Genomic DNA, 24,132 nt, shown 5'->3' with positions numbered 1-24,132 from the left:
ATGTGGAATAAATTAATAGTTTTTGAAGGGCTAGATGGAAGCGGCAAAACTACTTTGATTAATAAATTAAAAAAATCTTTAATTAATAAAGGACAAAAAGTAAAAGTTTACCAAGGTTTAGGAAGTAGTTCTATTGGAAACGAAATAAGAAATTTGTTTTTATACCAAAAAAAACAAGTACAAAAACTAAATATTTTCTTAGTTTTTCCAACATGATCCAAACCCAAGATGAATTAATAATACCTAATCTACTTAGTGGCCATCTTGTTATAGTTGACCGTTGGTATGATTCTACTTTAGCTTATCAAAGCAATAGTAATTTCATAGATTATGATGATGAAATAACATCAAAAATTATTAATCAATATTTACTCAAACCTCATTTAACTTTCTATCTAGATATTGACCCCCAAATTGGCTTACACCGAAAACAATCAATCCCCCATCATAAATTAGACTTAATCGAACAAAAACCACTAATTTATTTTGAAAATGTGCGTCAAAATTATTTAAATCAACATAAATACTGTAATGATGTAAATTGTAAACACCAAAATTGCAAGTATTTTTTAATTAATGCAACCAACTCACAAAAAGATAATTTAGCCCAAATAATCAAAACTTTAATTAATAAAAAAAATATTATAAAAAAAGGAGACAACAAAACAATGACTAAGAAAGAATTAATCAAAGAAGTTGCAAAGCAACTAAAAACTTCAGTTGCAAAAACCGAAGAATTTTACAATTCATTTGAAAATACCTTAATTGAATCAATCACATCCAACGAAGAGGTAGTTTTATCACCTCAACTTGGTAAATTCATCTTAAAATCAAGAAAAGCCCGTTTAGGAAGAAACCCCCAAACAGGTAAGAAACTCAAAATCCCTGCCTCAACCGCAGTTAGTTTTAAAGTGTCAAAAACACTTAAAGATGAAGTTAAAAAACTCAAATTAAAATAAAATAAGGAGAATAATTAACATGAGTGATGGAATGACAGAAGTATACCGTGGGACTTATTTCAAATCACGAAATTACCAAAACAAGAAAAAAATCAACAAATACCACCAACCCAAAGGCAAATGGCTTAATTTAGACCGCCCCAATAAAACTTTTAAAAACAAAAAGAAATTAGCTGAAAACAAACGAATAAAGGTAAGTGAAGGCGGTGAATGATGTTTATTATAACAATAGTTACAACAATTAGCAATTTTATTCTAAATTATACCAAAGGATTTAGCACTACCGAAATACTTGAACGAAGAATGGATGGAATGCAAACAACGCTTTTCACTATTCTTATTGTTTCTGGTTTCAAACCTATTTTTAAATTAATTACAAATATTATTGTTTTTATTAAAGATTTAGTTGTAGCTTTTTTTTCCCCAACAAAAAACTACAAAACTTAGAAATTAAAAGTGCCAGACAAGAATACCTAGAACAACAATTATTACAAAAAATAGATAAAATCAATGCAAATCAAGAAAAACTCCAATCCCAAATAGAAGCACAAAGAGTTAAAGTTGCGAAATGGAAAGAAAAAAAAGCAAGAAAAAATTCAAATAAAAACCAATCTAATTCAATTATAAACAAGGAGGATGAAAATGAATGATCTAAATTTCGCAATCGGTTTTATAGTTGGCGCTCTATTTACAACTGCTTTAATGTTTATCATTAAAAAAATATTTTTTAATTTTGTACCATTGCCACAAATCAATCAAAAAAATGAAACACAAAAAGAAAGTAAACCCAAAAAATCATTTTCAATTATCCCAACTCCAAATAACGAACCAAAAGAAAAAAACAATTTAGAAAGTAACAAAGAAATAAATAATTAATACAAAGGAGAAAAAACATGATCAAAAAAATAATACAAACCAAAAAAACAAATAAAAAATCAACCGAATTAAAAAATAAAAAAGTAATAAATTCAAAATCAAGTCCACCAAGCAAAACAATGGTAGTAAAAGTACCAACCACCCCAGAAAAACAACCAACTCAAACAACTTCCAATAACAACAAAAGCAATTTATTAAAATCATTTATAAATTTAACTATCGTTTTATATTTTATTTTACATGTCAACGTTATTTATTACCAAAACCAAATCCCTTGGTTAACAACAGGAATAAATAATTTAATTGATATCATTAAATCAACCTTAGGAGGTAAATAATCATGAAAAAACCAAACCAAAATCAAAATATCAAAATTATAATTGTCCTGACAATTTTAATTTGTTCTTGTTTTGCAATTAGTTCTTGCCTTGCACTTGTAAATTATTTCTCACGCCAAAGACAAGAAAACATTAAATTAATGAGTAAAAATGATGCCCCTTTATTTGAAGTAAATAGAGTAAGCGGTAATAATGAAGATAAAACCCTTATCCCTTTACCTATGCCTAATTTAAATCCAAATAAATTTCATCACACAGTGACTATCAATCATCAAGCCATTTTCAAAACAAATGGATTCGACATTAGTGTTCCTTTATATCTAAAAATAACTCCAAAATATGACACTCATAACACTTTTTTAAATCCTGAATCACTCTTTAACTTAGAAGTTAAAAATAATAACACACTCTATGATGACACCAATCGCAAACAAATGGTTAACGATAATGATGGCAAATGCAATATCAATATTCAAATTAAATTAGAACAAAACGATTTTGTTCAAGCAACAAATCCACAATTAACCTTAGTTCTTGACTATGAATTAGTGGATAAAAATGGAAACGCACTTAGCGGTAGTGGCACCACTCTAAACACCAAAATTGAAAATTTAGTTTAAATAAAAAAATAAGACTAAGTTAAGAAAACTTAGTCTTATTTTAGAAAGGAAATAAATTATGAAAACCAAAAACCAAACTTCCACCCAACCACTTTTCTTAAAAGCAATGACAATCATCATTTTGTTTCTTTTATTTTGGTTAGCAACTTATGTCTGGATTCATCACCAAACTTTAAGTCAAACCGAAAAACAAATTATTTCTTTTAAAAAAAATTAGAAGCCACCCAAACTTTAAGTGAAGAACAAAAAAATATATTAAAGCAAGAATTACAACAAGCAGAAACCAAAAAGAAAGAACAAACTGAAGAAATTGATAATAATTCTTCAACAAACCCAAAACAATTAAAAGCAGAAGGAGTTGTTTTTCAACCTGCTGACTCTCAAAAATTTATAGGTTTTGACAAATTAATTGGGTTTAAAGAAGAATTAAAAGCAGTTCAAGGATTTATTGATTATTTAAAAAACCCTGAAAACTACCAAGGTATTGGCGAAGTAGAATCACCGTTGGGAATTTTAATGTATGGTTGCCCAGGAACAGGTAAAACATTATTAGCAAGAGCACTTGCCAAAGAAACCAATTTACCATTCTTTGAAGTTAATAGTTCCCTTTTTTCCCAAAAGTATAAAGGGGTAGCGCCACAAATGGTAAAAGATTTATTCACTGATGCAAGAATTGCTGCAGAAGAGTGTAATGGGGCGATCATCTTTTTAGATGAATGTGAAACTATTTTCACTAATTTAAGTATGTTAGAAGCAGGTTCAGAAATCGCAAATGTTGTAAACCAATTCAAAATGGAAATGACTTCCCAGGATAATAACCCTGAAAAACCAATTTTCATTATTGGCGCAACAAACCAATACCATCTGATTGATGAAGCGATTAAATCCCGTTTTGCGTACAATATCGAAGTAAAACCAGGAAATAAAACTGAACGACAACAAATGCTAGAATTCTTAATTGAAAAAAGAAAAAATCCTTACAGTGAAGAAACAAAACAGTATTTATTTGAAGTTATTAACGAAGCTTTAGAAAACTTACCACAAAATAAAGAATATTTAAAAGCTAATCGTACCTTAGAAAACTTATTAAAAACTACTGTTAGTATTTTTGCCAAAAACCGTGGTAAAGGTGAAAACAAAAGAAATGAAATTACCAAAGAAGATTTAAAACAGGCTTATCAATTGATTATTTCACCAGATACTACTTTATTAGACCAAATTGAAAATCAATTAAAACCGAAAGGAGGTGAATAATCTATGTTATCACCATTAGACGTACTGAAAGTTTTTATTAATTTAAAATCTTATTTAACGTGGTTTTTGATTGCTACTACTGTTTTTGGCCTTTTTTGTTTCATCAAAAACAAATTTTTTCACAATCAAAACACCACAACCCTAAAAAGTTATTTAATTTACTTTTTAATTATTCTTGCCTTATTCAGTTTTCTTTACTTATCTTTCTTTCATAAGACCGAACCATCATCTAAATACACAGGTCAATTAATTGAAAAAATTGGTGAAGCAATTAAAAAATACGATGACACAATTAATAACTACAATGGTTTAAAAAAAGATTGGGAAAATGAATTAACAAAATGTGAAAAAGAACTCAAAGACCTTTACGAACAAAAAGAAATAACCCAAGAATCCAAAGATAAAATCAAAGAGGTATTGGATAACAATGAAACAAAAATTAAAGAAATAAAAGAAAAATTAAGTAAAAATACCGAAAATATCACTATCTTAAAAGGCAAACTTTTACAATTAGAACAAGACAAAGAAGCTAAAGAAAAAGAAATTAAACAAAAACAAGAAGAAGTAAAATTAGCATCCCCTGATGACAAAATTAGATTACAAGCTCTAATCTCTAAATTACAAGACGAAAAGTCAGAAATAATTGGTGAAATTGGGAAAATTAAAGTTCAAATCGGCAAATTAGAATCCACCCAAAAATTTCTAACAGCACAACTAGGTCGTGCCGAAAAATTTAAAAATGAATTAATTCAAGATCGCGACGATTTATCAAAAGAATTGGAAGAATTAAAAACAATTATTACAACTTACGAAGACCGTAAAGCTGAAATCCAAAAAGAAATTGATGAAGTAAATCAAAAACTTGAACAAATAAAAAAAGAACAAGAATTATATCAACACCTAAAAGAAAAATATCAAGAAATGTATAATCGTGCGCTAACTTATGAAAAAGAAAACGAATTTAGTTTTGGTAACGTAACTAAAGCCGCTTTTAAAGCTTTTGATAAAGTTACTGACTTAATCCCCGCTAAATACGGATTGAAAGTAATAGGTAAAACAATGACTGTTACGCGTAAATGGGCCCAAGGAATGGCAAAAAGTACTTTAGTTCTTCACGAAGGCCACCGTTTATGGCATATGTATAATGAAGTAGCTAATGAAAACAAAGAACATCCACTAATGATTACCAAAGAAGCTTTAGAAATGCATACTCGAGATATTGACCGTGATTTAGACAAACTTGACGCTGACTACAAAGATTACAAAAAAAAATTAGAGGAATATCAAAAATCTAACAATGAATGAGGTGTTCCAAAACTTTGGACAACTTTTTACTTTCTAAAAATTCTTTAAGACTAACTATTAAGTTAGTCTTTTTTTCTTTTCAAGACTAAAAAAATAATTTCTTATCTTTTCTAAAAATATTTTTAGGAAGGAATAAAATGTTAAGACAAAAATTATTTAAAGATTTTTTAAAAAATAAAAAGAATTTAGCAATTCGCGATCAATTAATCGAAATGCATTTACCATTAGTAAAAAAAATAGTTAAACAATTTAAATATTTCCCTAAAGCACTTCAAAGAGAGGATTTATACCAAGAAGGAATTTTAGGTTTAATCAAAGCTTTAAATAATTATCAAGATTTAGGATGTGATTTTATTGTCTATGCTACCCCAACAATTAAAGGTGAAATCATAGAACTTATTAGAGGTCTACAAACCACTTCTATTTCCAGAGAAGTTTTTCGGAAAGAAAAACAAGTAAGTAATATTCCTTTTGAAGAAAAACAAACCCAATCTTTCAAAGCCAACAATCTAACCCCTCATCAAATTTGGTTAACCCAAGTTAATCATGAATTGTTTATTGAAAAAATCAAATCTAATTTAAATAAACAAGAATTCGAAATTATTAGATTAAGTTTTGGGATTCCTTTAAAAATCCAAAACCAATACCCTCAAATTGAGTATTCCAACAAAGACATAGGTAAAATGTTGAATTTATCTGCAACACAAGTAAAATTTATCAAAACCAAAGCAATTAATAAATTAAAAAAATAATAAAAAGGAAATAAATAATATGAATTATCAAAAAAATACAACTACTTACTACAAACTCGATGGCAAAACAATTTGTGGTATTCATGAACATGACCCTGATACATGGAATTTTATTAAAACAACCTGGTTTAATAAAGATGGCAAAACGATTGATTGTATTACTGAATATGATCCCATAACAGAAGAACCAATCAAAGAAACCTATTACAATTCTGACGGAACTGTTAAAGAAGAAAAAACTTTTTAATCAATATAGAAACTAAACCCCTTTTTTAAGGGGTATTTTTATACCCAAATTAAAAAAAGGAGTTAGAAAGATGATTGAAGCAGAACGTGCTTTGTTGGGGGTTTTACTTTTAAACCCCGAATCAATTTCTTTAGTTTTTAATGAAATTACAGAAACTGACTTTTACAGTCCTCATCATAAAAATATTTTTAAAGCCATGAAAATATTACATCAAAATAATAAAGAAATTGATTATTCTTCAGTAAGTGCTATTTTAGAAAATGAAAAATTATTAAAACAAATAGGAGGAGTTAATTATTTAAATGAATTATCTGATTTGATGCCTTCTCCTCGGCACTTAGAAACATACATTGATTTAATTAAAGAAACATCTTTAAAAAAAGAAATTGGCGGTATTATTGCTAAATTATCCCAAATTGCAAGAAGCAAAATAGCTCCACAAGAGATTTTAGAATTAATAGAAACAAATACTGCAAAATTAAGAAAAAAACTCACTCCCAAGTTTAAAGATTTAAAAAGTTGTGTTTCTAAAGTAATCAAAGACATTTTGGAAAACCACAATAAAAATAAATTAGTTGGAGTTAAAACAGGATTTAATAATATAGATGATTTAATTGGAGGTTTTAAACCAGGACAATTAAATATTTTAGCTGCAAGAACAGGAATGGGAAAAACTGCTTTTATGTTAAATTTGGCTGTCAATATTGCTAAAGTTTTTCAAAATATTCCTAAAAAACATAATATTTTGATTTTTAGTTTAGAAATGACATCTGAAGAATTAATTAAACGTTTAATTAGTTGTGAATCTCAGATTAGTATCAAAAAAATGGAACAACAACAATTAACTCGTGAAGAAAAGTTACAATTATTGCAAACAGAAGAAAAATTAAGTGAATTAAATATTTTAATTGATGATGACAGAAATACCAAAATAGAAGAAGTTAAAAGAAAATGCCGTCAATTAAAATTTCACCAAGGACTTGATATAATTTTCATTGATTATCTACATCTTTTAAGAGACGATCAATTTCTTAATTTAAATCAAGCAATTGGGATTATTACTCGTGAATTGAAAAAGTTAGCGATGGAATTACAAATTCCTATTATTGCTTTAAGCCAAATGAACCGCGCAACTTTAATGAGAGAATCTGGGCGCGAATAAACGCACCATTATAGCAATCTAGCCAATTGCCACGGACTTGATTATTCCGTGAGGTCATGCGGTCGGTCAGCCAAACGAAAGAATGGCGGATTACAGCAGACCGTAAAAGCGAAGTGAGGTGAAATAACTAGCCAAGATGCTTTCGCAAGACTAAGATAGTCATGGAAAAGGTGCAAATCCCTAATCGTGGAAATTATCGTAATCTCATAACGTCAGGGCAAGTTATTGAAATCCCTGAAATGAAGGAAGATATGAAGATATTAGATTTGTCTTCATATATAATCACATGTCGCTTTAAATAGCACCCTTCATGATGTCGTTGGCGGAACCAAAGTGTTCTAGTCTAGCTTCAAGCTTTAACAACGAAAGCGAACCTAAAACTATCGGGCATAATGATGTCGGAAATTCGAGATTCCTAAAAACCATCCCAAACAGAGGAAATTAAAATGCCTCTGGGTTCAAGGAAAAAGAGACTTTTAGTAGTCGGAGGAATTAAAACTTGGTTTGGAATAACCAAGATAATTGCCCTCACACGGAGCCTAAGAAAGCTAGGTACAAGGCGAAGAAGTTAGATTCACAGGATTATTCAGTTCGGGAGAAAGGAGGTTGATGCAAATGCAACCAACTGAAGCAGATAAAGCTTCTAAGCTTTCAAACTTACTGAATAATCAATCAACTAAATAGCGATATTTAGAAGACCCTAGAAATAGGCTGTGAATGGGAAAGCCGTATGCTTGGAAACTTGCTCGTACGGTTTGGAGCGGGGCTGCACGTAAATAACCAACACGCGTGTAATCTATCGCTATAAAAGCCCTAATCTTTCAGATTTAAGAGATTCAGGTTCAATTGAACAAGATGCCGATATGGTAATGTTTTTGCATCGCGAAAGTTATTATGAAAAAAATCAATTTACAAATGTTGTAGAAGATTTTACCCAATTTATTGTTGCTAAAAATAGGGCAGGTAAATTAGGCCAATGTAATTTTAATTTTGATAAAGAAATCCAAAGAATCGAGGAAAATTAATGTTAATTTCAAAAAATATTTTATCCCAAATCAAACCTGATAATTACTTTCAATATCCCTTTAATCAATATATGCAATTAAATCATCAAAGTTTGAATCATTATTTTCAAATTACCAAATCAACTTCCCAAAAACAAAAAGTACTGCGTGGTAAAATTAACGAATATCTAATTTTAATTTATTTTCGACATCGTGGAATCACCAAACAATATCCCCAAACATATTTATTTTTTATTCCTGATATCAAATTTGATTTAGTATTGTTTACCCAAAACAAACGAATTGTTGCTTTTAATTTTAAAACTTGCCTCCGTGAACGTTACAAACAAGCTATCATCGAAGCTCAACAACTAAAAAAACTCGATACGCGTTTTGAATATTACTTATTAACAAATGATGCTATCGAATCCCAAAGGCTCAACAATAAAATTAAAAACGGCAAAGTCCAAGGAATTGATAAAGTAATTAATTGTTTTTCTCAAAAAGCTAATATCTTTGTAAATACCTTATTCCAAAGACAATTTATATCTTTTAAAGATATTAATTTAATCAAAAATACGAAAGGAAATAATTAAAATGTGGAATAAATTAATAGTTTTTGAAGGGCTAGATGGAAGCGGCAAAACTACTTTGATTAATAAATTAAAAAAATCTTTAATTAATAAAGGACAAAAAGTAAAAGTTTACCAAGGTTTAGGAAGTAGTTCTATTGGAAACGAAATAAGAAATTTGTTTTTATACCAAAAAAAAACAAGTACAAAAACTAAATATTTTCTTAGTTTTTCCAACATGATCCAAACCCAAGATGAATTAATAATACCTAATCTACTTAGTGGCCATCTTGTTATAGTTGACCGTTGGTATGATTCTACTTTAGCTTATCAAAGCAATAGTAATTCCATAGATTATGATGATGAAATAACATCAAAAATTATTAATCAATATTTACTCAAACCTCATTTAACTTTCTATCTAGATATTGACCCCCAAATTGGCTTACACCGAAAACAATCAATCCCCCATCATAAATTAGACTTAATCGAACAAAAACCACTAATTTATTTTGAAAATGTGCGTCAAAATTATTTAAATCAACATAAATACTGTAATGATGTAAATTGTAAACACCAAAATTGCAAGTATTTTTTAATTAATGCAACCAACTCACAAAAAGATAATTTAGCCCAAATAATCAAAACTTTAATTAATAAAAAAATATTATAAAAAAAGGAGACAACAAAACAATGACTAAGAAAGAATTAATCAAAGAAGTTGCAAAGCAACTAAAAACTTCAGTTGCAAAAACCGAAGAATTTTACAATTCATTTGAAAATACCTTAATTAAATCAATCACATCCAACGAAGAGGTAGTTTTATCACCTCAACTTGGTAAATTCATCTTAAAATCAAGAAAAGCCCGTTTAGGAAGAAACCCCCAAACAGGTAAAAAACTCAAAATCCCTGCCTCAACCGCAGTTAGTTTTAAAGTGTCAAAAACACTTAAAGATGAAGTTAAAAAACTCAAATTAAAATAAAATAAGGAGAATAATTAACATGAGTGATGGAATGACAGAAGCATACCGTGGGACTTATTTCAAAGACTGTAGCAAACCAATAACCAAGAAAAAAATCAACAAATACCACCAACCCAAAGGCAAATGGCTTAATTTAGACCGCCCCAATAAAACTTTTAAAAACAAAAAGAAATTAGCTGAAAACAAACGAATAAAGGTAAGTGAAGGCGGTGAATGATGTTTATTATAACAATTTTTACAACAATTAGCAATTTTATTCTAAATTATACCAAAGGATTTAGCACTACCGAAATACTTGAACGAAGAATGGATGGAATCCAAACAACGCTTTTCACTATTCTTATTGTTTCTGGTTTCAAACCTATTTTTAAATTAATTACAAATATTATTGTTTTTATTAAAGATTTAGTTGTAGCTTTTTTTTCCCCAACAAAAAACTACAAAACTTAGAAATTAAAAGTGCCAGACAAGAATACCTAGAACAACAATTATTACAAAAAATAGATAAAATCAATGCAAATCAAGAAAAACTCCAATCCCAAATAGAAGCACAAAGAGTTAAAGTTGCGAAATGGAAAGAAAAAAAAGCAAGAAAAAATTCAAATAAAAACCAATCTAATTCAATTATAAACAAGGAGGATGAAAATGAATGATCTAAATTTCGCAATCGGTTTTATAGTTGGCGCTCTATTTACAACTGCTTTAATGTTTATCATTAAAAAAATATTTTTTAATTTTGTACCATTGCCAGAAATCAATCAAAAAAATGAAACACAAAAAGAAAGTAAACCCAAAAAATCATTTTCAATTATTCCAAATCCAAATAACGAATCAAAAGAAAAAAACAATTTAGAAAGTAACAAAGAAATAAATAATTAATACAAAGGAGAAAAAACATGATCAAAAAAATAATACAAACCAAAAAAACAAATAAAAAATCAACCGAATTAAAAAATAAAAAAGTAATAAATTCAAAATCAAGTCCACCAAGTAAAACAATGGTAGTAAAAGTACCAACCACCCCAGAAAAACAACCAACTCAAACAACTTCCAATAACAACAAAAGCAATTTATTAAAATCATTTATAAATTTAACTATCGTTTTATATTTTATTTTACATGTCAACGTTATTTATTACCAAAACCAAATCCCTTGGTTAACCACAGGTATAAATAATTTAATTGATATCATTAAATCAACCTTAGGAGGTAAATAATCATGAAAAAAACAAACCAAAATCAAAATATCAAAATTATAATTGTCCTGACAATTTTAATTTGTTCTTGTTTTGCAATTAATTCTTGCCTTGCACTTGTAAATTATTTCTCACGCCAAAGACAAGAAAACATTAAATTAATGAGTAAAAATGATGCCCCTTTATTTGAAGTAAATAGAGTAAGCGGTAATAATGAAGATAAAACCCTTATCCCTTTACCTATGCCTAATTTAAATCCAAATAAATTTCATCACACAGTGACTATCAATCATCAAGCCATTTTCAAAACAAATGGATTTGACATTAGTGTTCCTTTATATCTAAAAATAACTCCAAAATATGACACTCATAACACTTTTTTAAATCCTGAATCACTCTTTAACTTAGAAGTTAAAAATAATAACACACTCTATGATGACACCAATCGCAAACAAATGGTTAACGATAATGATGGCAAATGCAATATCAATATTCAAATTAAATTAGAACAAAACGATTTTGTTCAAGCAACAAATCCACAATTAACCTTAGTTCTTGACTATGAATTAGTGGATAAAAATGGAAACGCACTTAGCGGTAGTGGCACCACTCTAAACACCAAAATTGAAAATTTAGTTTAAATAAAAAAATAAGACTAAGTTAAGAAAACTTAGTCTTATTTTAGAAAGGAAATAAATTATGAAAACCAAAAACCAAACTTCCACCCAACCACTTTTCTTAAAAGCAATGACAATCATCATTTTGTTTCTTTTATTTTGGTTAGCAACTTATGTCTGGATTCATCACCAAACTTTAAGTCAAACCGAAAAAGAAATTATTTCTTTTAAAAATAAATTAGAAGCCACCCAAACTTTAAGTGAAGAACAAAAAAATATATTAAAGCAAGAATTACAACAAGCAGAAACCAAAAAGAAAGAACAAACTGAAGAAATTGATAATAATTCTTCAACAAACCCAAAACAATTAAATTCAGAAGGAGTTGTTTTTCAACCTGCTGACTCTCAAAAATTTATAGGTTTTGACAAATTAATCGGTTTTAAAGAAGAATTACAAGCAGTTCAAGGATTTATTGATTATTTAAAAAACCCTGAAAACTACCAAGGTATTGGCGAAGTTGAATCACCCCTAGGAATTTTAATGTATGGTTGCCCTGGAACAGGTAAAACCACTTTAGCACGAGCACTTGCCAAAGAAACCAATTTACCATTCTTTGAAGTTAATAGTTCCCTTTTTTCCCAAAAGTATAAAGGGGTAGCGCCACAAATGGTAAAAGATTTATTCACTAATGCAAGAATTGTTGCAGAAGAGTGTAATGGGGCGATCATCTTTTTAGATGAATGTGAAACTATTTTCACTGATTTAAGTATGTTAGAAGCAGGTTCAGAAATCGCAAATGTTGTAAACCAATTCAAAATGGAAATGACTTCCCAGGATAATAACCCTGAAAAACCAATTTTCATTATTGGCGCAACAAACCAATACCATCTGATTGATGAAGCGATTAAATCCCGTTTTGCGTACAATATCGAATTAAAACCAGGAAATAAAACTGAACGACAACAAATGCTAGAATTCTTAATTAAGAAAAGAAAAAATCCTTACAGTGAAGAAACAAAACAGTATTTATTTGAAGTTATTAACGAAGCTTTAGAAAACTTACCACAAAATAAAGAATTCTTAAAAGCTAATCGTACCTTAGAAAACTTATTAAAAACTACTGTTAGTATTTTTGCCCAAAACCGTGGTAAAGGTGAAAACAAAAGAAATGAAATTAACAAAGAAGATTTAAAACAGGCTTATCAATTGATTATTTCACCAGATACTACTTTATTAGACCAAATTGAAAATCAATTAAAACCGAAAGGAGGTGAATAATCTATGTTATCACCATTAGACGTACTGAAAGGTTTTATTAATTTAAAATCTTATTTAACGTGGTTTTTGATTGCTACTACTGTTTTTGGCCTTTTTTGTTTCATCAAAAACAAATTTTTTCACAATCAAAACACCACAACCCTAAAAAGTTATTTAATTTACTTTTTAATTATTCTTGCCTTATTCAGTTTTCTTTACTTATCTTTCTTTCATAAAACTGAACCATCATCTAAATACACAGGTCAATTAATTGAAAAAATTGGTGAAGCAATTAAAAAATACGATGACACAATTAATAACTACAATGGTTTAAAAAAAGATTGGGAAAATGAATTAACAAAATGTGAAAAAGAACTCAAAGACCTTTACGAACAAAAAGAAATAACCCAAGAATCCAAAGATAAAATCAAAGAGGCATTGGATAACAATGAAACAAAAATTAAAGAAATAAAAGAAAAATTAAGTAAAAATACCGAAAATATCACTATCTTAAAAGGTAAACTTTTACAATTAGAACAAGCCAAAGAAGCTAAAGAAAAAGAAATTAAACAAAAACAAGAAGAAGAAAAATTAGCATCCCCTGATGACAAAATAAAATTACAAGCAGAAATTAAAAAACTTCAAGGCGAACGAAATGAAATAATGCATCAAATAACTCAAGTTTCAATCCAAATCGGCAAATTAGAAAGCAAACAAGAATCTCTAACAGAACTGCTGGAAAACAACAAAAGATTTAAAAAAGGATTAGAAGAAAAATTAAAGTATTTATCAGAAGAATTTAAAGAACTAACAAAAATCATAACAACTTGGGAAGACCGTAAAGCTGAAATTAAAAAAAACATTGATGAAATCAAAGAAGAAATGAAAAAAATTAAAGAAGAACAAAAATTATATCGACACCTAAAAGAAACATATCAAGAAATGTATAATCGTGCGCTAACTTATGAAAAAGAAAACGAATTTAGTTTTGGTAACGTAACTAAAGCCGCTTTTAAAGCTTTTGATAAAGTTACTGACTTAATCCCCGCTAAATACGGATTGAAAGTAATAGGTAAAACAATGACTGTTACGCGTAAATTCGCCCAAGGAACGGCAAAAGCTACTTTAGTTCTTCACGAAGGCCACCGTTTATGGCATATGTATAATGAAGTAGCTAATGAAAACAAAGAACATCCACCAATGATTACCAAAGAAGCTTTAGAAATGTATACTCGAGATATTGACCGTGATTTAGACAAACTTGACGCTGACTACAAAGATTACGAAAAGAAAAAAGAAGAATATGATAAAATAATCAACGAAGCTTCTTGTAAACAGCAAATAGCAACTTGGGAAGACCAAACCAACAAAAAATGTGGCGTCATCGAACAAGAATGGAAGGACTGGATCAATGAATACGCCAAAATCAATGATGAATTAACACAAAACCTAAAAGAAGTTCCAGGCAAAGCCGTAACAGAGTTAGTTTATAAACAAACCGATTTAGAAGAAGAACTAGAATTCAAAAACGTAGAAATCGAAAACGCAAAAGAAGAATTAAAACAAAAAAATCCTAGTTACGCTCGCGCCCAAAAACGCTACGAAGAAAAACGTCGTCCTAAAATTCCTGAATTGATTATGATTCCAAATAAAAAATAATTTTTTTAAAACATTTAAAAAATAAAGTTGTATAATAGTGATATATTCATATTTCAATATTTGATAATAATCACTATTATCGGAAAGGAAATGAAATTTATGAATAATAATAATTTTTTTAAAAAATGTTTAGTAATTATAATCATTATTATCGCAGTTATTGTTGGTATTGGTATTTATTACAAGACCAATAATTCTTTAAAACAAGAACAACAAGAAGATCCTAATTCAGAATTTTTTAAAAAAAATCCAAGTACAAAAGTTATTAAAGAATTAATTGATTTGAGAGAAAGAGAAAAAAATAAATTAAATGATATTTCTTCTAACCCTTTATGTAGAGAAGATTTAAAAAAAGAAATATTAGAAATTTTAAAAAAAATAATTGTATCAAAGAAAATGTTATTAATAGTTGTCGAAAAAGTGGTATTTTTAATAGTTTTTCTAAAAAAGACCAAGAAGAATTTGTGGAAAAACAATATATCGAATATTTAAAAAAAGATATAGAAAATTTAACAAATACATATAATAAATTACCTCATAATTTTTTATATAAAAAAATTATTTCACCAACTAATTTTGACAAAATCAAAGCTTATATTCTTTCAGGAACCGATGACAAATCTTTATTACCAAATAATCTTTCCCAAGAAGAAAAATCAAAAATCAATCAACAAAGAGACGAGTTAATTAATAGTTTAAAAAAGATGAAACAAGAATGGAACCCATGGATCGATGAATATCAACAAAAATGCGATGATTTTGTTCGCGAAATTAAAGAAATTCAAGATAAATTTCCTTCATTAAAGTCTCAAGAAACCAAGTTAGAACAAGCCAAAGAAGCTAAAGTACAAGAAATTAAACAAAAACAAGAAGACCAAAAACAATTCAAATATTTACCAAATCAACCCGAATCAATTAGAACAACGAGAAAAAACAACTATGATCGTTTACAAGCAGAAATTAAAAAACTTCAAGGCGAACGAAATGAAATAATGCATCAAATAACTCAAGTTTCAATCCAAATCGGCAAATTAGAAAGCAAACAAGAATCTCTAACAGAACTGCTGGAAAATGACAAAAGATTTAAAAATAAATTAATTGAATCGCGCGATAAATTATCAGAAAAATTTAAAGACTTAACTATCTCTAGTCTCCAATCCCACTACGACATCACCTCAGACGAGGGATAAAAAAATTAAAGGAGTTATAAATTAATGTTTAAATTAAAAAAACAATTATACTTATTTAAAATAGTTTTATTAGTTTTTTTAGGATTATTATTTGTGATTAACAATCATCAGGTTATAGCGATGGAAAATAACTATACTAATTCAGCTCAGCAAAATATCGCCATAAACAACAATAGAATTCACGAATATGAAACAGAAAGAAACAATATAATTGAATATATACTGATGACCGACGAAGAATTACAAGGCGAACGTCTCCAAGATTTAATAAAGCTTCGAGATAATTACACCGAATTAATTAGCAATCTACAACAACAAAACGCTTTATTTCATAGCATCATCGAAAACAATCGCCATCGTTAACATATATTCACATATAAGATTCTCCTCTATGAGAATTTTTTTTTATCCAAATTCAAATAAATCAAACAAAAAAACAACTAAATTAACGAAAAAGAACTAATTTTTATTAGTTCTTTTTTTATTTTATATACAACATTTTAGTAAAAATAAAGAAGGAGCAAATCAAAAAAATGAATAATCAAAAACCAAAAAAATTAATTAAACAATTAAAAATCATCAAAAAATATGTTAAAATATACAATATAAAAAATAGGAAGGGAATGAATATGAAAACATCCATCATCCCCAACCAAAACCAAATTAACGTTTTTGATGTTGCACTTTACATTGTTGAAAATAATCCTCATCCAACTACTAAAATGAAACTAAATAAAATGATTTATTACGCTCAAGCAAAACATTTAGTGCAAACTAAAAAACCTCTTGTAAAAGAACAAATCCAAGCTTGGATTTATGGTCCTGTTTTTCCTGAATTGTGCGCACAACTAAAAGAATTTACTTATAAACCGTTAAATCCCGATTCTTTATCAATGGGAGATGCAACTAAAATAAATGCCGCTCAAAAACAAATCCTTGATGATATTATTTCATTATACGGCAACAAAGAAGCCGATTTTTTATCTCAACAAACTCACGAAGAAGACCCATGGAAAAATACATATTATATCAATTCCGATTGGTCTAAAAACATTATTAAAAACAAAGATATTTTAGAATATTTTTCTAAAAACACTAAACACATTTGTTAATATGGAACAAACAATTAATAATCTTTTTCGTTATCGATTCGATCAAAATTTAACAGATATTTCAAGTTTTAAAACAATAAAAGGTTTTAAAGAAGTTTTAGAAAAAGTTATCGCACCTTTAAATAAATATATTGAGTATACATGGCATCAAATCAAAAAATCGCATAATAAAGGTCCTAGATATCATGTAGTCCAACCTAGCACCCTTTCTCGAAAAGGGTTTGCTCGTGTCATTAACCTTTCTGAAGATGAACCTATTTTTCAAATATCTCTTAATTTGCAAGAACGCGTTTATGGTATAACTGTTGTAAATATTTTGTTATTATCGCCTATGATCCAAACCATAAAGGAAATACAAAGAAAAAATAAATTATTGCATTAATATAAAATTCAAAATACAATTAAATTTTAATAGACTCTCTCTATGAGAGTCTTTTTTTATACCCAAAAATAACCAAATTAAACAAAAAATTAAAAAAGAAAGGAAATAATTTTAAATGAATAAACAAGACTTAAAAAAATTAATCAAACAATTTAAATCACAAATTCCAACAGGCTATGATATAATTATAAAAAAAAGGAGAAAATTAAAAATGGAAAAGAATAATGAAATAAATGTCTTTAATGTAGTTAATTGTTTGATTAATCATGTTGATACACAAGAATATAAAGTTTCTAATATGAAAATAAATAAATTGTTATATTATATCCAAGGATATTATGTTGCTAAATACGATAAACCATTATTTAATGAGCCAATAGAAGCTTGGTTGTTTGGACCAGTTATTCCACATGTTTATGGAAAATTTCTCGAATTTGTCGACCGCCCAATAACTAATAATTATGTTTGTTTCGAAGCATCCGAAACCGAATTAAACGAAGAAGCAAAAAACATTATTTATAAAGTAATCGATAAATACGTCAAGATATCATCATACAATTTAAGCGTTATGACGCATGAAGAAAGTCCTTGGAAAAATGCATACAATCCTCGCCGAAAATGGAAAAACAATATTATTAGTCCTTCATTTTTAAAAGATTTTTTTAAAAATAAAATAATTTAACAATTTCAAGGAGCGAAAACGGTTTTGAAAAAATTAAACTTGAAAAATTTTGATGAAATTATTCAAACGATTAACAGTATTTGCGTTAACATTTCTAGAAGTAAAAATTTACAAAAAAGTAATAACGCGCAAGGAAAAGAACAAGATATGGAAGCTATTTATAGAGATACCATTTCCCTTAATTTAAACAGTTATCCTTCTATTTTTCGGAATCAGGTATCTTGTGAGACACAAAACAAGCATGGCAAAGCGGATATCGTAATACATTTTGATGACTCAAAAAAATATGTTGCGGAATGCGCCGTTCTAAAAAAAGAAGAAAATCAAACATTAGTAAACAAAATCGAAAACAAATATCGACAATTACTTTATAATACGACAGACAAAGATAATAAAATTTCATTGCTTTTTTTGTTTTAAAAAAAGTTTTTGATTCTAATAATATTTTTAAAATAATCGAAAATTTTATAGAAAAAGAAAACTCCGAATATAAAATTCATGAAACAATAACAAAATATCAGAATAATGATTGGGTAATAAAAACAAGACCGACGCGTTTTCCTGAAATAGATTTTTTTATTCATATTGGAATTTATGATTTTTTTTATAAAGTGGATTACGCCAAATATCAAAAAACAAACAAGAAAAACATTGAAGAAAACACAAAAAAACAAGAAAAAAACTTAACAAATAAGGAGTTATAAGTTAAAATGATGCAAATAAAAAATAAATTACATCTTTTACCATTATTTTTAATGAGTTTTTTAGGATTATTCGCTTTCATCAATATTAATCCAGTTATGGCAACGGATCCAAAACTTCCAGAAACTAGTAGCAGGCAACCTGTTAATCAGAACTTTACTATTGAAGAAAACATAATTAATTTAAAACAGAAAATTTATGATAATGCAACCAAAATAACAAACATAGATAAAGAATTACAAGGAAGTATCACTGATAATCAAAAAGAAAATCTCTTAAAATTAAAAGAAAATTACAAACAATTAATTGATAATCAAAAAGAACAATTAAAAACTTATAAAAACCTTTTAAACAATTTAAATGATGAAAATAACTAAAAATATTATCAACATAAAAATTATCTTTTTTATAAAAAACCCCTTTCCAAAAGGGGTTTTTTTATTTAACCATACTTACTCATCCAAATAACAAGACTTCTTTAAACAAGAGTCTTTTTTTATACCCAAAAATAACCAAATTAAACAAAAAATTAAAAAAGAGAAAGGAAATAATTTTAAATGAATAAACAAGACTTAAAAAAATTAATAATTATGTTATTAATTATTAATTTCAATTTTGTCCTTTCCATCAATTCTCATTCTTCTTTTTTTCATAATCAAACCAAAAGCAAAATTAAATTAGCAGATTACCAAACCCCCACCAAGAAACCCATCGACAAATATAATAACGCTGTTAAAAAAATAACAATTAGGAATTCGCGATTATGTTAAAAAAACTCAAAATTAGGAAGCTCATTATGATGGTGGTGTGTGGTCTTTTAAGTTTTATTCCTTTAACCTTCGCCGCGCAAATCTCATACTACCCCGACGGTAAAATCAACTTCATCAGCGAGTACGACCCCCAAACAGGGAATAAAATCAAGGGTGCCGCATACAATTCTGACGGTACAATTGACTTCATCAGCGAGTACGACCCCCAAACAGGGAATAAAATCAAGGGTACCACATACAACTCAGACGGTACAATCAACTACATCAACGAGTACAACCACCAAACAGGGAATAAAATCAAGCAGAACAAACAATCTCCAAGTAAAACCCTCGGGCGTTCCTTTTTCCATCGACAAACCAAATCAACTATAAAACTAGCTGATTATAAAACCCTTCAAGAAGAGTGGTTAACCTTCCAACCTAAAATGAAAAGGTATGATATCAGCGTTTTATCCAAAGAAAGTATTCCTGAAATTTTAAAATATGTTGGGATTAAAAGTGATGTTATCGCATATGATAACTTTAACACTCCTTCTTATAATTCTAACAATGATAGTATTTTTTACTGGCATATCAAAGATCCACCAGAAGGACTCATGGGTGTCTATTTTAAACCCCGCTCTAATCCCTTTAATATTAAATATCCTGCTGCAAATAAAAAACACACCTTAGAAGACCTTTTAAAATACGAAATAGCTATTGAAGAAGTTTTTGTTTTTTGGGATGCTCAACAAAAAACTCAGGAAGAAAAGGTCAATGTGGAAGTAATCAGCTTCGATATCTTTGTTGACCAAAGTAAAGAAGAAGTGATTAATAATTACTTAATCCAACAGAAAATCATCCAAAAACCCAAACTAATTAAATTAGGTTGTTATAATATTACCCCTACCACAGGTTTAATCGCTCCTTTACCTTCAGGAGAATTTCATGGTATTGAAATTGCTTCTATTTACTTTGATGATGGGGTTCGTCTGCTACCTGAAAACGAAAATACTAGAGATTTAAAATGTAGAATAGAACACCAGGAACAAAGGTTAGAACAAGCTTTAAAAGAGTTAAGTCAAACTAAAAATGAAGAATTAAAAGAGAGTTTTGCAATATTAATTGCATTTTTACAAAAAACAACCAAAACACTTTACCAAGAAATGATAACTAACCAAACTTCCACCATTGATGATTTATTGGAACTCTCCAATGGCGCCAAAAACATCTATCTTTTTTCTTTCAATACCCAAAAAAGAATTAAAAGCATCGAATTACCTGATGCTATTGATCCTTACCAAGCCATTCGAACATGGAAAAGAGATAATAATTTATTTGATTATGAAGGTGAATTTATACACCAAACTGGTAGAGTAGAAAACGAATTGTTAATAGCTTCAAATAGAAAAGAGACTATATCGTGTGAACCTCACCAACTTATAAATATTTTTGAAACCGAAAAGAAAAAATTTATTATTTCTTGTAAAGATGAAGAACCAAAATTGCGTATTTTTGAAAATTATAGTTCTGAATATGTTAATTGGTTAAACCAATGTTACATCAAACCTGGCATTTCTTATTCATCTGGAGAAATAAGAGATAAATTTGGTCGTTCATCAAGGGGCATTTATAATCAAAAAGGGGAAAGTTGTCAATATCATTATGTTCCAGGATTTTTCATAGATGATTGGTACATTAATGGGATTAACTGTGTTGGCTCAAACATTACTTTTTATAATTTTTATGGCACCACTCCGCCACCCAAAAAACCTCAAGAAATAAATATTAATTGATATTAAGACCTTATAATGAAGGTCTTTTTTCATTTTGGGGTTTTTTTGTTAAAATCAAAAAAATATTAAGATAATTGGGGTTAATGATGCAAAAATTAAATTATTTCTAAACTAAACTCCCTCTATGAAATCACACCAACTGAGGGATAAATAAAAATAAGGAGTTATAAGTTAAAATTGAACCAAACTATGATGCAATTTTTAAGAAGAAAGAAGGGTAAAAAAATGTTATCTTTTTATTCAAATATTACTGAACGCGCTATAGAAAATAAAGTTTTCAAAAAATTAGAATTATTAGGATATATTACAGAAATGAATAATCCTAATCAAGATGTTTTTACCCAAAAACCCAAATCTCATGAAGAATTTAAAAAATTAAAAAATCACAAACCAGATTTTATTATTTATGATAACAACACTCCTATCGCTATTATTGAAACTAAAAAACCAAACTCAAATTTAAAATTAGCAGAAAAACAAGCAGAAGCTTATGCTAAAAATTTAAATGTTAAAATTATTTTTACTTTTGATGGATACCGTTTATTTTCTAAACACCTCACTTATAACCAAGAATTGAAATATGGTAATACTCCTTTAAAAGATTTTGTTAATAAAAAAACTTTAAAGGAATTTATTAATAATTATAAAATTGATTTTAATTTTGGTAAAAAAATCCATTCAGAAAATAGTTTTATTAAAGAACTAAAGAATATAGAAGATTTACTTTGGACTACAGGTTTAAGAAAAGGCGATGAAAGATTTACCGAATTTTGTAAAATTTTATTTCTACGATTAATTGAAGAAAAAGAACCTCATACTAGTTGGAATTCTATTGTCAACAGTCATGATGATAAACAAAAAATTCACATCATAAATGGCCATTTAAAAGATTTAAATCAAAAATATAAAATGGGTAAATACGGAGAAGCTTTAAAATTAAACCCTGAATATCATTATCATGTAGTCAGTGAAATTATTACTAGATTGAATCAAATTGATTTTAAAAATACTTCTTTAGATGTTAAAGGAAATGCCTTTGAATTTTTTTTAGGATATCGCGGTACTAGTGATGATTTAGCACAATATTTTACTCCTCGTAATATTATTCGTTTTATGTGTGATTTAACTGAACCCAAACCAGGAGAAAAAATATATGACCCTTTTTGTGGTTCAGGCGGCATTTTAATTAATGCTTTTGAATATATCAAAAAACAAATTGATCCTCAAGATGATGAACAATTAAAAATACTGAAAAAAGATTCTATTTACGGAACTGATATTAATAATATTGCTTATGTAGCGAAGATGAATATGATTTTAGTAGGCGACGGACATGCCAATATTACCCAACAACAAGATGGTTCATTAATTAATAAAAGAACAGCCCATTATGATATTGTCATGACTAATATTCCTTTTAATCTTTCCATTAATCGCTACAAAAACAATGTTCATGCTTTATATGATGTTTTTAGTGAGAATGGTAATGCTATTTGTGTTCAACATTGTCTAGACTCATTAAAGAAAAATTCCTCTCCGCGAGCATGTATTATTGTTCCTGAACAATTTATTTTTCATAAATCTTTCAAAGAAACCAGAAAATATATTATTGAACAATATGATGTTAAAATCTTTTCTTTGCCCCAAGGAGTATTTGAACCATATACAAATGTTAAAACATGTATTCTTTATTTAGAATATAAAGGTCAAAAAGGGAATTTAGAATTTATTGATATTCAAAATGTTGGTTTTACTTTAGATAAAAACAAAACACCCATAGAAAAAAATGATTTATCTGATTATTTAAAAAATCCTCATCATCCCAATTATAAAAAGTTTAATTATGATGAAATAGCTACCAATGATTTTTCATTTAAACCCCAAATAATTCAAAAAGAAGGTCTTTTATTAAGTGATCTTTTTACTTTTTCGAGAACTAAAATTAATTTAGATCCTGAAAAAAAATATTTCCAAATAACAGTTCAAAGCAACGGTCAAGGAATTATTCCGAGATGGCAAAAAAAATCCCAAGGAAATATCTTTATCAAAGGAAAAAATATAAAATCTAACCGCAATATCATTACAGACGAACAATTTTGTTATTCTCAAATTGATGCTCGTAATGGTGCTTTTGGCAAAATTCCTTCTCATTTAAAAGGAGCTATTTATTCAAATACTTTTTGTTGTTTTAAATTGAAAGATCAGTTTAAAAATTTAGACTTAGATTTTTTAACAGCTATCCTTACTTCTTCTCAAATGAAATCTTATTTTGAAGGACAAAGTTTAGGGACAACTAATCGTCGATCTATCAAATTAAAAAACTATTGAAGCAACTAAAATTCCTTATTCAACGCTAACATTAAAAGCTCTTAACGAAAAATATAAAAAAATATCCCAAAAAATAAAACCTTTAGAGAAACAAGTAAACGTCTTTAAAAAAGAATTAGAAAAGATTGTGAATGAACTTTAAACAATAAACCTTCTTAAAAAGAATTTATTGTTGTTTTTTTAATAAAACCCGATAAAACAGTTTTTTTAACAATCAAGGCTTAAAAAAATAAAGTTATGTTAATAAAACAGAAACTTATTATTAATCAAAAAAACTAGGAGTTAAAATAAATGAAAAATAATTCCAAACAAATTATAAAATAACACTAAATCAACTCTAAAAAAATAATAATCATAAAAAATGTGTTAAAATATATAATGAAAAAGA

Annotated in this window: 29 protein-coding genes and 5 pseudogenes; all 34 read left to right on the top strand. The window is 27.8% G+C overall.

Features of this window, described 5'->3' with window-relative positions:
* Positions 1-539, top strand: a pseudogene (gene tmk / locus JAHGCCOI_RS03730) (dTMP kinase); the annotation flags it as partial.
* A 129-nt stretch (positions 540-668) separates the two neighbouring features.
* The gene (locus tag JAHGCCOI_RS03725) at positions 669-959 is read left to right on the top strand and encodes an HU family DNA-binding protein (protein ID WP_479492259.1); all 291 of its coding nucleotides are present in this window, start codon (positions 669-671) and stop codon (positions 957-959) included.
* A gap of 19 nt (positions 960-978) precedes the next feature.
* Positions 979-1,173, top strand: a complete 195-nt coding sequence (locus JAHGCCOI_RS03720; protein WP_479492031.1) for a hypothetical protein — start codon at positions 979-981, stop codon at positions 1,171-1,173.
* A pseudogene (locus tag JAHGCCOI_RS03715) lies at positions 1,173-1,609 on the top strand (hypothetical protein). The gene JAHGCCOI_RS03720 and the pseudogene JAHGCCOI_RS03715 overlap by 1 nt, the downstream one beginning before the upstream one ends.
* Positions 1,602-1,835: a hypothetical protein gene (locus JAHGCCOI_RS03710; protein ID WP_479492258.1), complete on the top strand. Its 234-nt coding sequence runs from the start codon at positions 1,602-1,604 to the stop codon at positions 1,833-1,835. Before JAHGCCOI_RS03715 ends, JAHGCCOI_RS03710 begins: the two are co-directional and overlap by 8 nt.
* A gap of 17 nt (positions 1,836-1,852) precedes the next feature.
* Entirely contained in the window at positions 1,853-2,173 is a 321-nt protein-coding gene (locus JAHGCCOI_RS03705; RefSeq protein ID WP_227806987.1) for a hypothetical protein, read from the top strand.
* Positions 2,174-2,175: 2 nt separating this feature from the next.
* Entirely contained in the window at positions 2,176-2,793 is a 618-nt protein-coding gene (locus JAHGCCOI_RS03700) for a hypothetical protein (protein WP_479492030.1), read from the top strand.
* A gap of 106 nt (positions 2,794-2,899) precedes the next feature.
* Positions 2,900-4,047: pseudogene (locus tag JAHGCCOI_RS03695) on the top strand (AAA family ATPase).
* Positions 4,048-4,050: 3 nt separating this feature from the next.
* Positions 4,051-5,352, top strand: coding sequence for a DNA double-strand break repair protein Rad50 (locus tag JAHGCCOI_RS03690; protein WP_479492029.1), 1,302 nt, complete (start codon positions 4,051-4,053; stop codon positions 5,350-5,352).
* 137 nt (positions 5,353-5,489) lie between these two features.
* Complete coding sequence (locus JAHGCCOI_RS03685; RefSeq protein WP_479492028.1) at positions 5,490-6,104, top strand: sigma-70 family RNA polymerase sigma factor; 615 nt, start codon at positions 5,490-5,492, stop codon at positions 6,102-6,104.
* A 19-nt stretch (positions 6,105-6,123) separates the two neighbouring features.
* Positions 6,124-6,351, top strand: a complete 228-nt coding sequence (locus JAHGCCOI_RS03680; protein WP_479491999.1) for a DUF2963 domain-containing protein — start codon at positions 6,124-6,126, stop codon at positions 6,349-6,351.
* 70 nt (positions 6,352-6,421) lie between these two features.
* Positions 6,422-7,513: a replicative DNA helicase gene (locus tag JAHGCCOI_RS03675; RefSeq protein ID WP_479492027.1), complete on the top strand. Its 1,092-nt coding sequence runs from the start codon at positions 6,422-6,424 to the stop codon at positions 7,511-7,513.
* Between the two features lie 806 nt (positions 7,514-8,319).
* Positions 8,320-8,538: pseudogene (locus JAHGCCOI_RS03670) on the top strand (DnaB-like helicase C-terminal domain-containing protein); the annotation flags it as partial.
* Positions 8,538-9,113: a hypothetical protein gene (locus JAHGCCOI_RS03665; protein WP_479492026.1), complete on the top strand. Its 576-nt coding sequence runs from the start codon at positions 8,538-8,540 to the stop codon at positions 9,111-9,113. The pseudogene JAHGCCOI_RS03670 and the gene JAHGCCOI_RS03665, both read left to right, overlap by 1 nt.
* 1 nt (position 9,114) lies before the next feature.
* Positions 9,115-9,762, top strand: a complete 648-nt coding sequence (gene tmk / locus JAHGCCOI_RS03660; protein WP_479492025.1) for a dTMP kinase — start codon at positions 9,115-9,117, stop codon at positions 9,760-9,762.
* A 20-nt stretch (positions 9,763-9,782) separates the two neighbouring features.
* On the top strand, positions 9,783-10,073 hold the full coding sequence (locus JAHGCCOI_RS03655; protein WP_479491965.1) for an HU family DNA-binding protein: 291 nt from the start codon (positions 9,783-9,785) through the stop codon (positions 10,071-10,073).
* A gap of 19 nt (positions 10,074-10,092) precedes the next feature.
* The gene (locus tag JAHGCCOI_RS03650; RefSeq protein WP_479491966.1) at positions 10,093-10,290 is read left to right on the top strand and encodes a hypothetical protein; all 198 of its coding nucleotides are present in this window, start codon (positions 10,093-10,095) and stop codon (positions 10,288-10,290) included.
* Positions 10,290-10,726: pseudogene (locus tag JAHGCCOI_RS03645) on the top strand (hypothetical protein). Before JAHGCCOI_RS03650 ends, JAHGCCOI_RS03645 begins: the two are co-directional and overlap by 1 nt.
* Positions 10,719-10,952, top strand: coding sequence for a hypothetical protein (locus JAHGCCOI_RS03640; RefSeq protein WP_339332283.1), 234 nt, complete (start codon positions 10,719-10,721; stop codon positions 10,950-10,952). The pseudogene JAHGCCOI_RS03645 and the gene JAHGCCOI_RS03640 overlap by 8 nt, the downstream one beginning before the upstream one ends.
* Positions 10,953-10,969: 17 nt before the next feature.
* The gene (locus JAHGCCOI_RS03635) at positions 10,970-11,290 is read left to right on the top strand and encodes a hypothetical protein (RefSeq protein ID WP_227806987.1); all 321 of its coding nucleotides are present in this window, start codon (positions 10,970-10,972) and stop codon (positions 11,288-11,290) included.
* Between the two features lie 2 nt (positions 11,291-11,292).
* Positions 11,293-11,910, top strand: coding sequence for a hypothetical protein (locus JAHGCCOI_RS03630; RefSeq protein ID WP_479492002.1), 618 nt, complete (start codon positions 11,293-11,295; stop codon positions 11,908-11,910).
* Positions 11,911-11,968: 58 nt separating this feature from the next.
* Positions 11,969-13,165 (top strand): AAA family ATPase, encoded by a 1,197-nt coding sequence (locus tag JAHGCCOI_RS03625; RefSeq protein WP_479492024.1) that lies wholly within the window; start codon positions 11,969-11,971, stop codon positions 13,163-13,165.
* 3 nt (positions 13,166-13,168) lie between these two features.
* On the top strand, positions 13,169-14,803 hold the full coding sequence (locus JAHGCCOI_RS03620) for a tetraspanin family protein (RefSeq protein WP_479492023.1): 1,635 nt from the start codon (positions 13,169-13,171) through the stop codon (positions 14,801-14,803).
* 99 nt (positions 14,804-14,902) lie between these two features.
* Positions 14,903-15,295: a hypothetical protein gene (locus tag JAHGCCOI_RS03615; protein ID WP_479492022.1), complete on the top strand. Its 393-nt coding sequence runs from the start codon at positions 14,903-14,905 to the stop codon at positions 15,293-15,295.
* The gene (locus JAHGCCOI_RS03610) at positions 15,268-15,993 is read left to right on the top strand and encodes a hypothetical protein (protein ID WP_479492021.1); all 726 of its coding nucleotides are present in this window, start codon (positions 15,268-15,270) and stop codon (positions 15,991-15,993) included. The genes JAHGCCOI_RS03615 and JAHGCCOI_RS03610 overlap by 28 nt, the downstream gene beginning before the upstream one ends.
* A gap of 24 nt (positions 15,994-16,017) precedes the next feature.
* Positions 16,018-16,356, top strand: coding sequence for an SVM family protein (locus tag JAHGCCOI_RS03605; protein ID WP_479492006.1), 339 nt, complete (start codon positions 16,018-16,020; stop codon positions 16,354-16,356).
* A gap of 170 nt (positions 16,357-16,526) precedes the next feature.
* The gene (locus tag JAHGCCOI_RS03600) at positions 16,527-17,105 is read left to right on the top strand and encodes a Panacea domain-containing protein (protein ID WP_479492020.1); all 579 of its coding nucleotides are present in this window, start codon (positions 16,527-16,529) and stop codon (positions 17,103-17,105) included.
* A gap of 1 nt (position 17,106) precedes the next feature.
* On the top strand, positions 17,107-17,487 hold the full coding sequence (locus JAHGCCOI_RS03595; RefSeq protein ID WP_479492008.1) for a hypothetical protein: 381 nt from the start codon (positions 17,107-17,109) through the stop codon (positions 17,485-17,487).
* A gap of 115 nt (positions 17,488-17,602) precedes the next feature.
* On the top strand, positions 17,603-18,169 hold the full coding sequence (locus JAHGCCOI_RS03590; RefSeq protein WP_479492009.1) for a Panacea domain-containing protein: 567 nt from the start codon (positions 17,603-17,605) through the stop codon (positions 18,167-18,169).
* A 24-nt stretch (positions 18,170-18,193) separates the two neighbouring features.
* Complete coding sequence (locus JAHGCCOI_RS03585) at positions 18,194-18,589, top strand: hypothetical protein (RefSeq protein WP_479492010.1); 396 nt, start codon at positions 18,194-18,196, stop codon at positions 18,587-18,589.
* Positions 18,590-18,879: 290 nt separating this feature from the next.
* Positions 18,880-19,248: an SVM family protein gene (locus tag JAHGCCOI_RS03580; protein WP_121463809.1), complete on the top strand. Its 369-nt coding sequence runs from the start codon at positions 18,880-18,882 to the stop codon at positions 19,246-19,248.
* 180 nt (positions 19,249-19,428) lie between these two features.
* Entirely contained in the window at positions 19,429-19,641 is a 213-nt protein-coding gene (locus JAHGCCOI_RS03575) for a hypothetical protein (protein WP_227807313.1), read from the top strand.
* Positions 19,635-21,416 carry a DUF2963 domain-containing protein gene (locus JAHGCCOI_RS03570; protein ID WP_479492019.1) on the top strand — a complete coding sequence of 594 codons (1,782 nt, stop codon included), beginning with the start codon at positions 19,635-19,637 and terminating at the stop codon, positions 21,414-21,416. Before JAHGCCOI_RS03575 ends, JAHGCCOI_RS03570 begins: the two co-directional genes overlap by 7 nt.
* Before the next feature lie 177 nt (positions 21,417-21,593).
* Entirely contained in the window at positions 21,594-23,744 is a 2,151-nt protein-coding gene (locus tag JAHGCCOI_RS03565; RefSeq protein WP_479492018.1) for an HsdM family class I SAM-dependent methyltransferase, read from the top strand.
* The last annotated feature ends 388 nt before the right edge of the window (positions 23,745-24,132 follow it).

This window comes from Mulberry dwarf phytoplasma (assembly GCF_056504655.1).
This window is presented reverse-complemented; position numbering and strand designations above follow the sequence as displayed.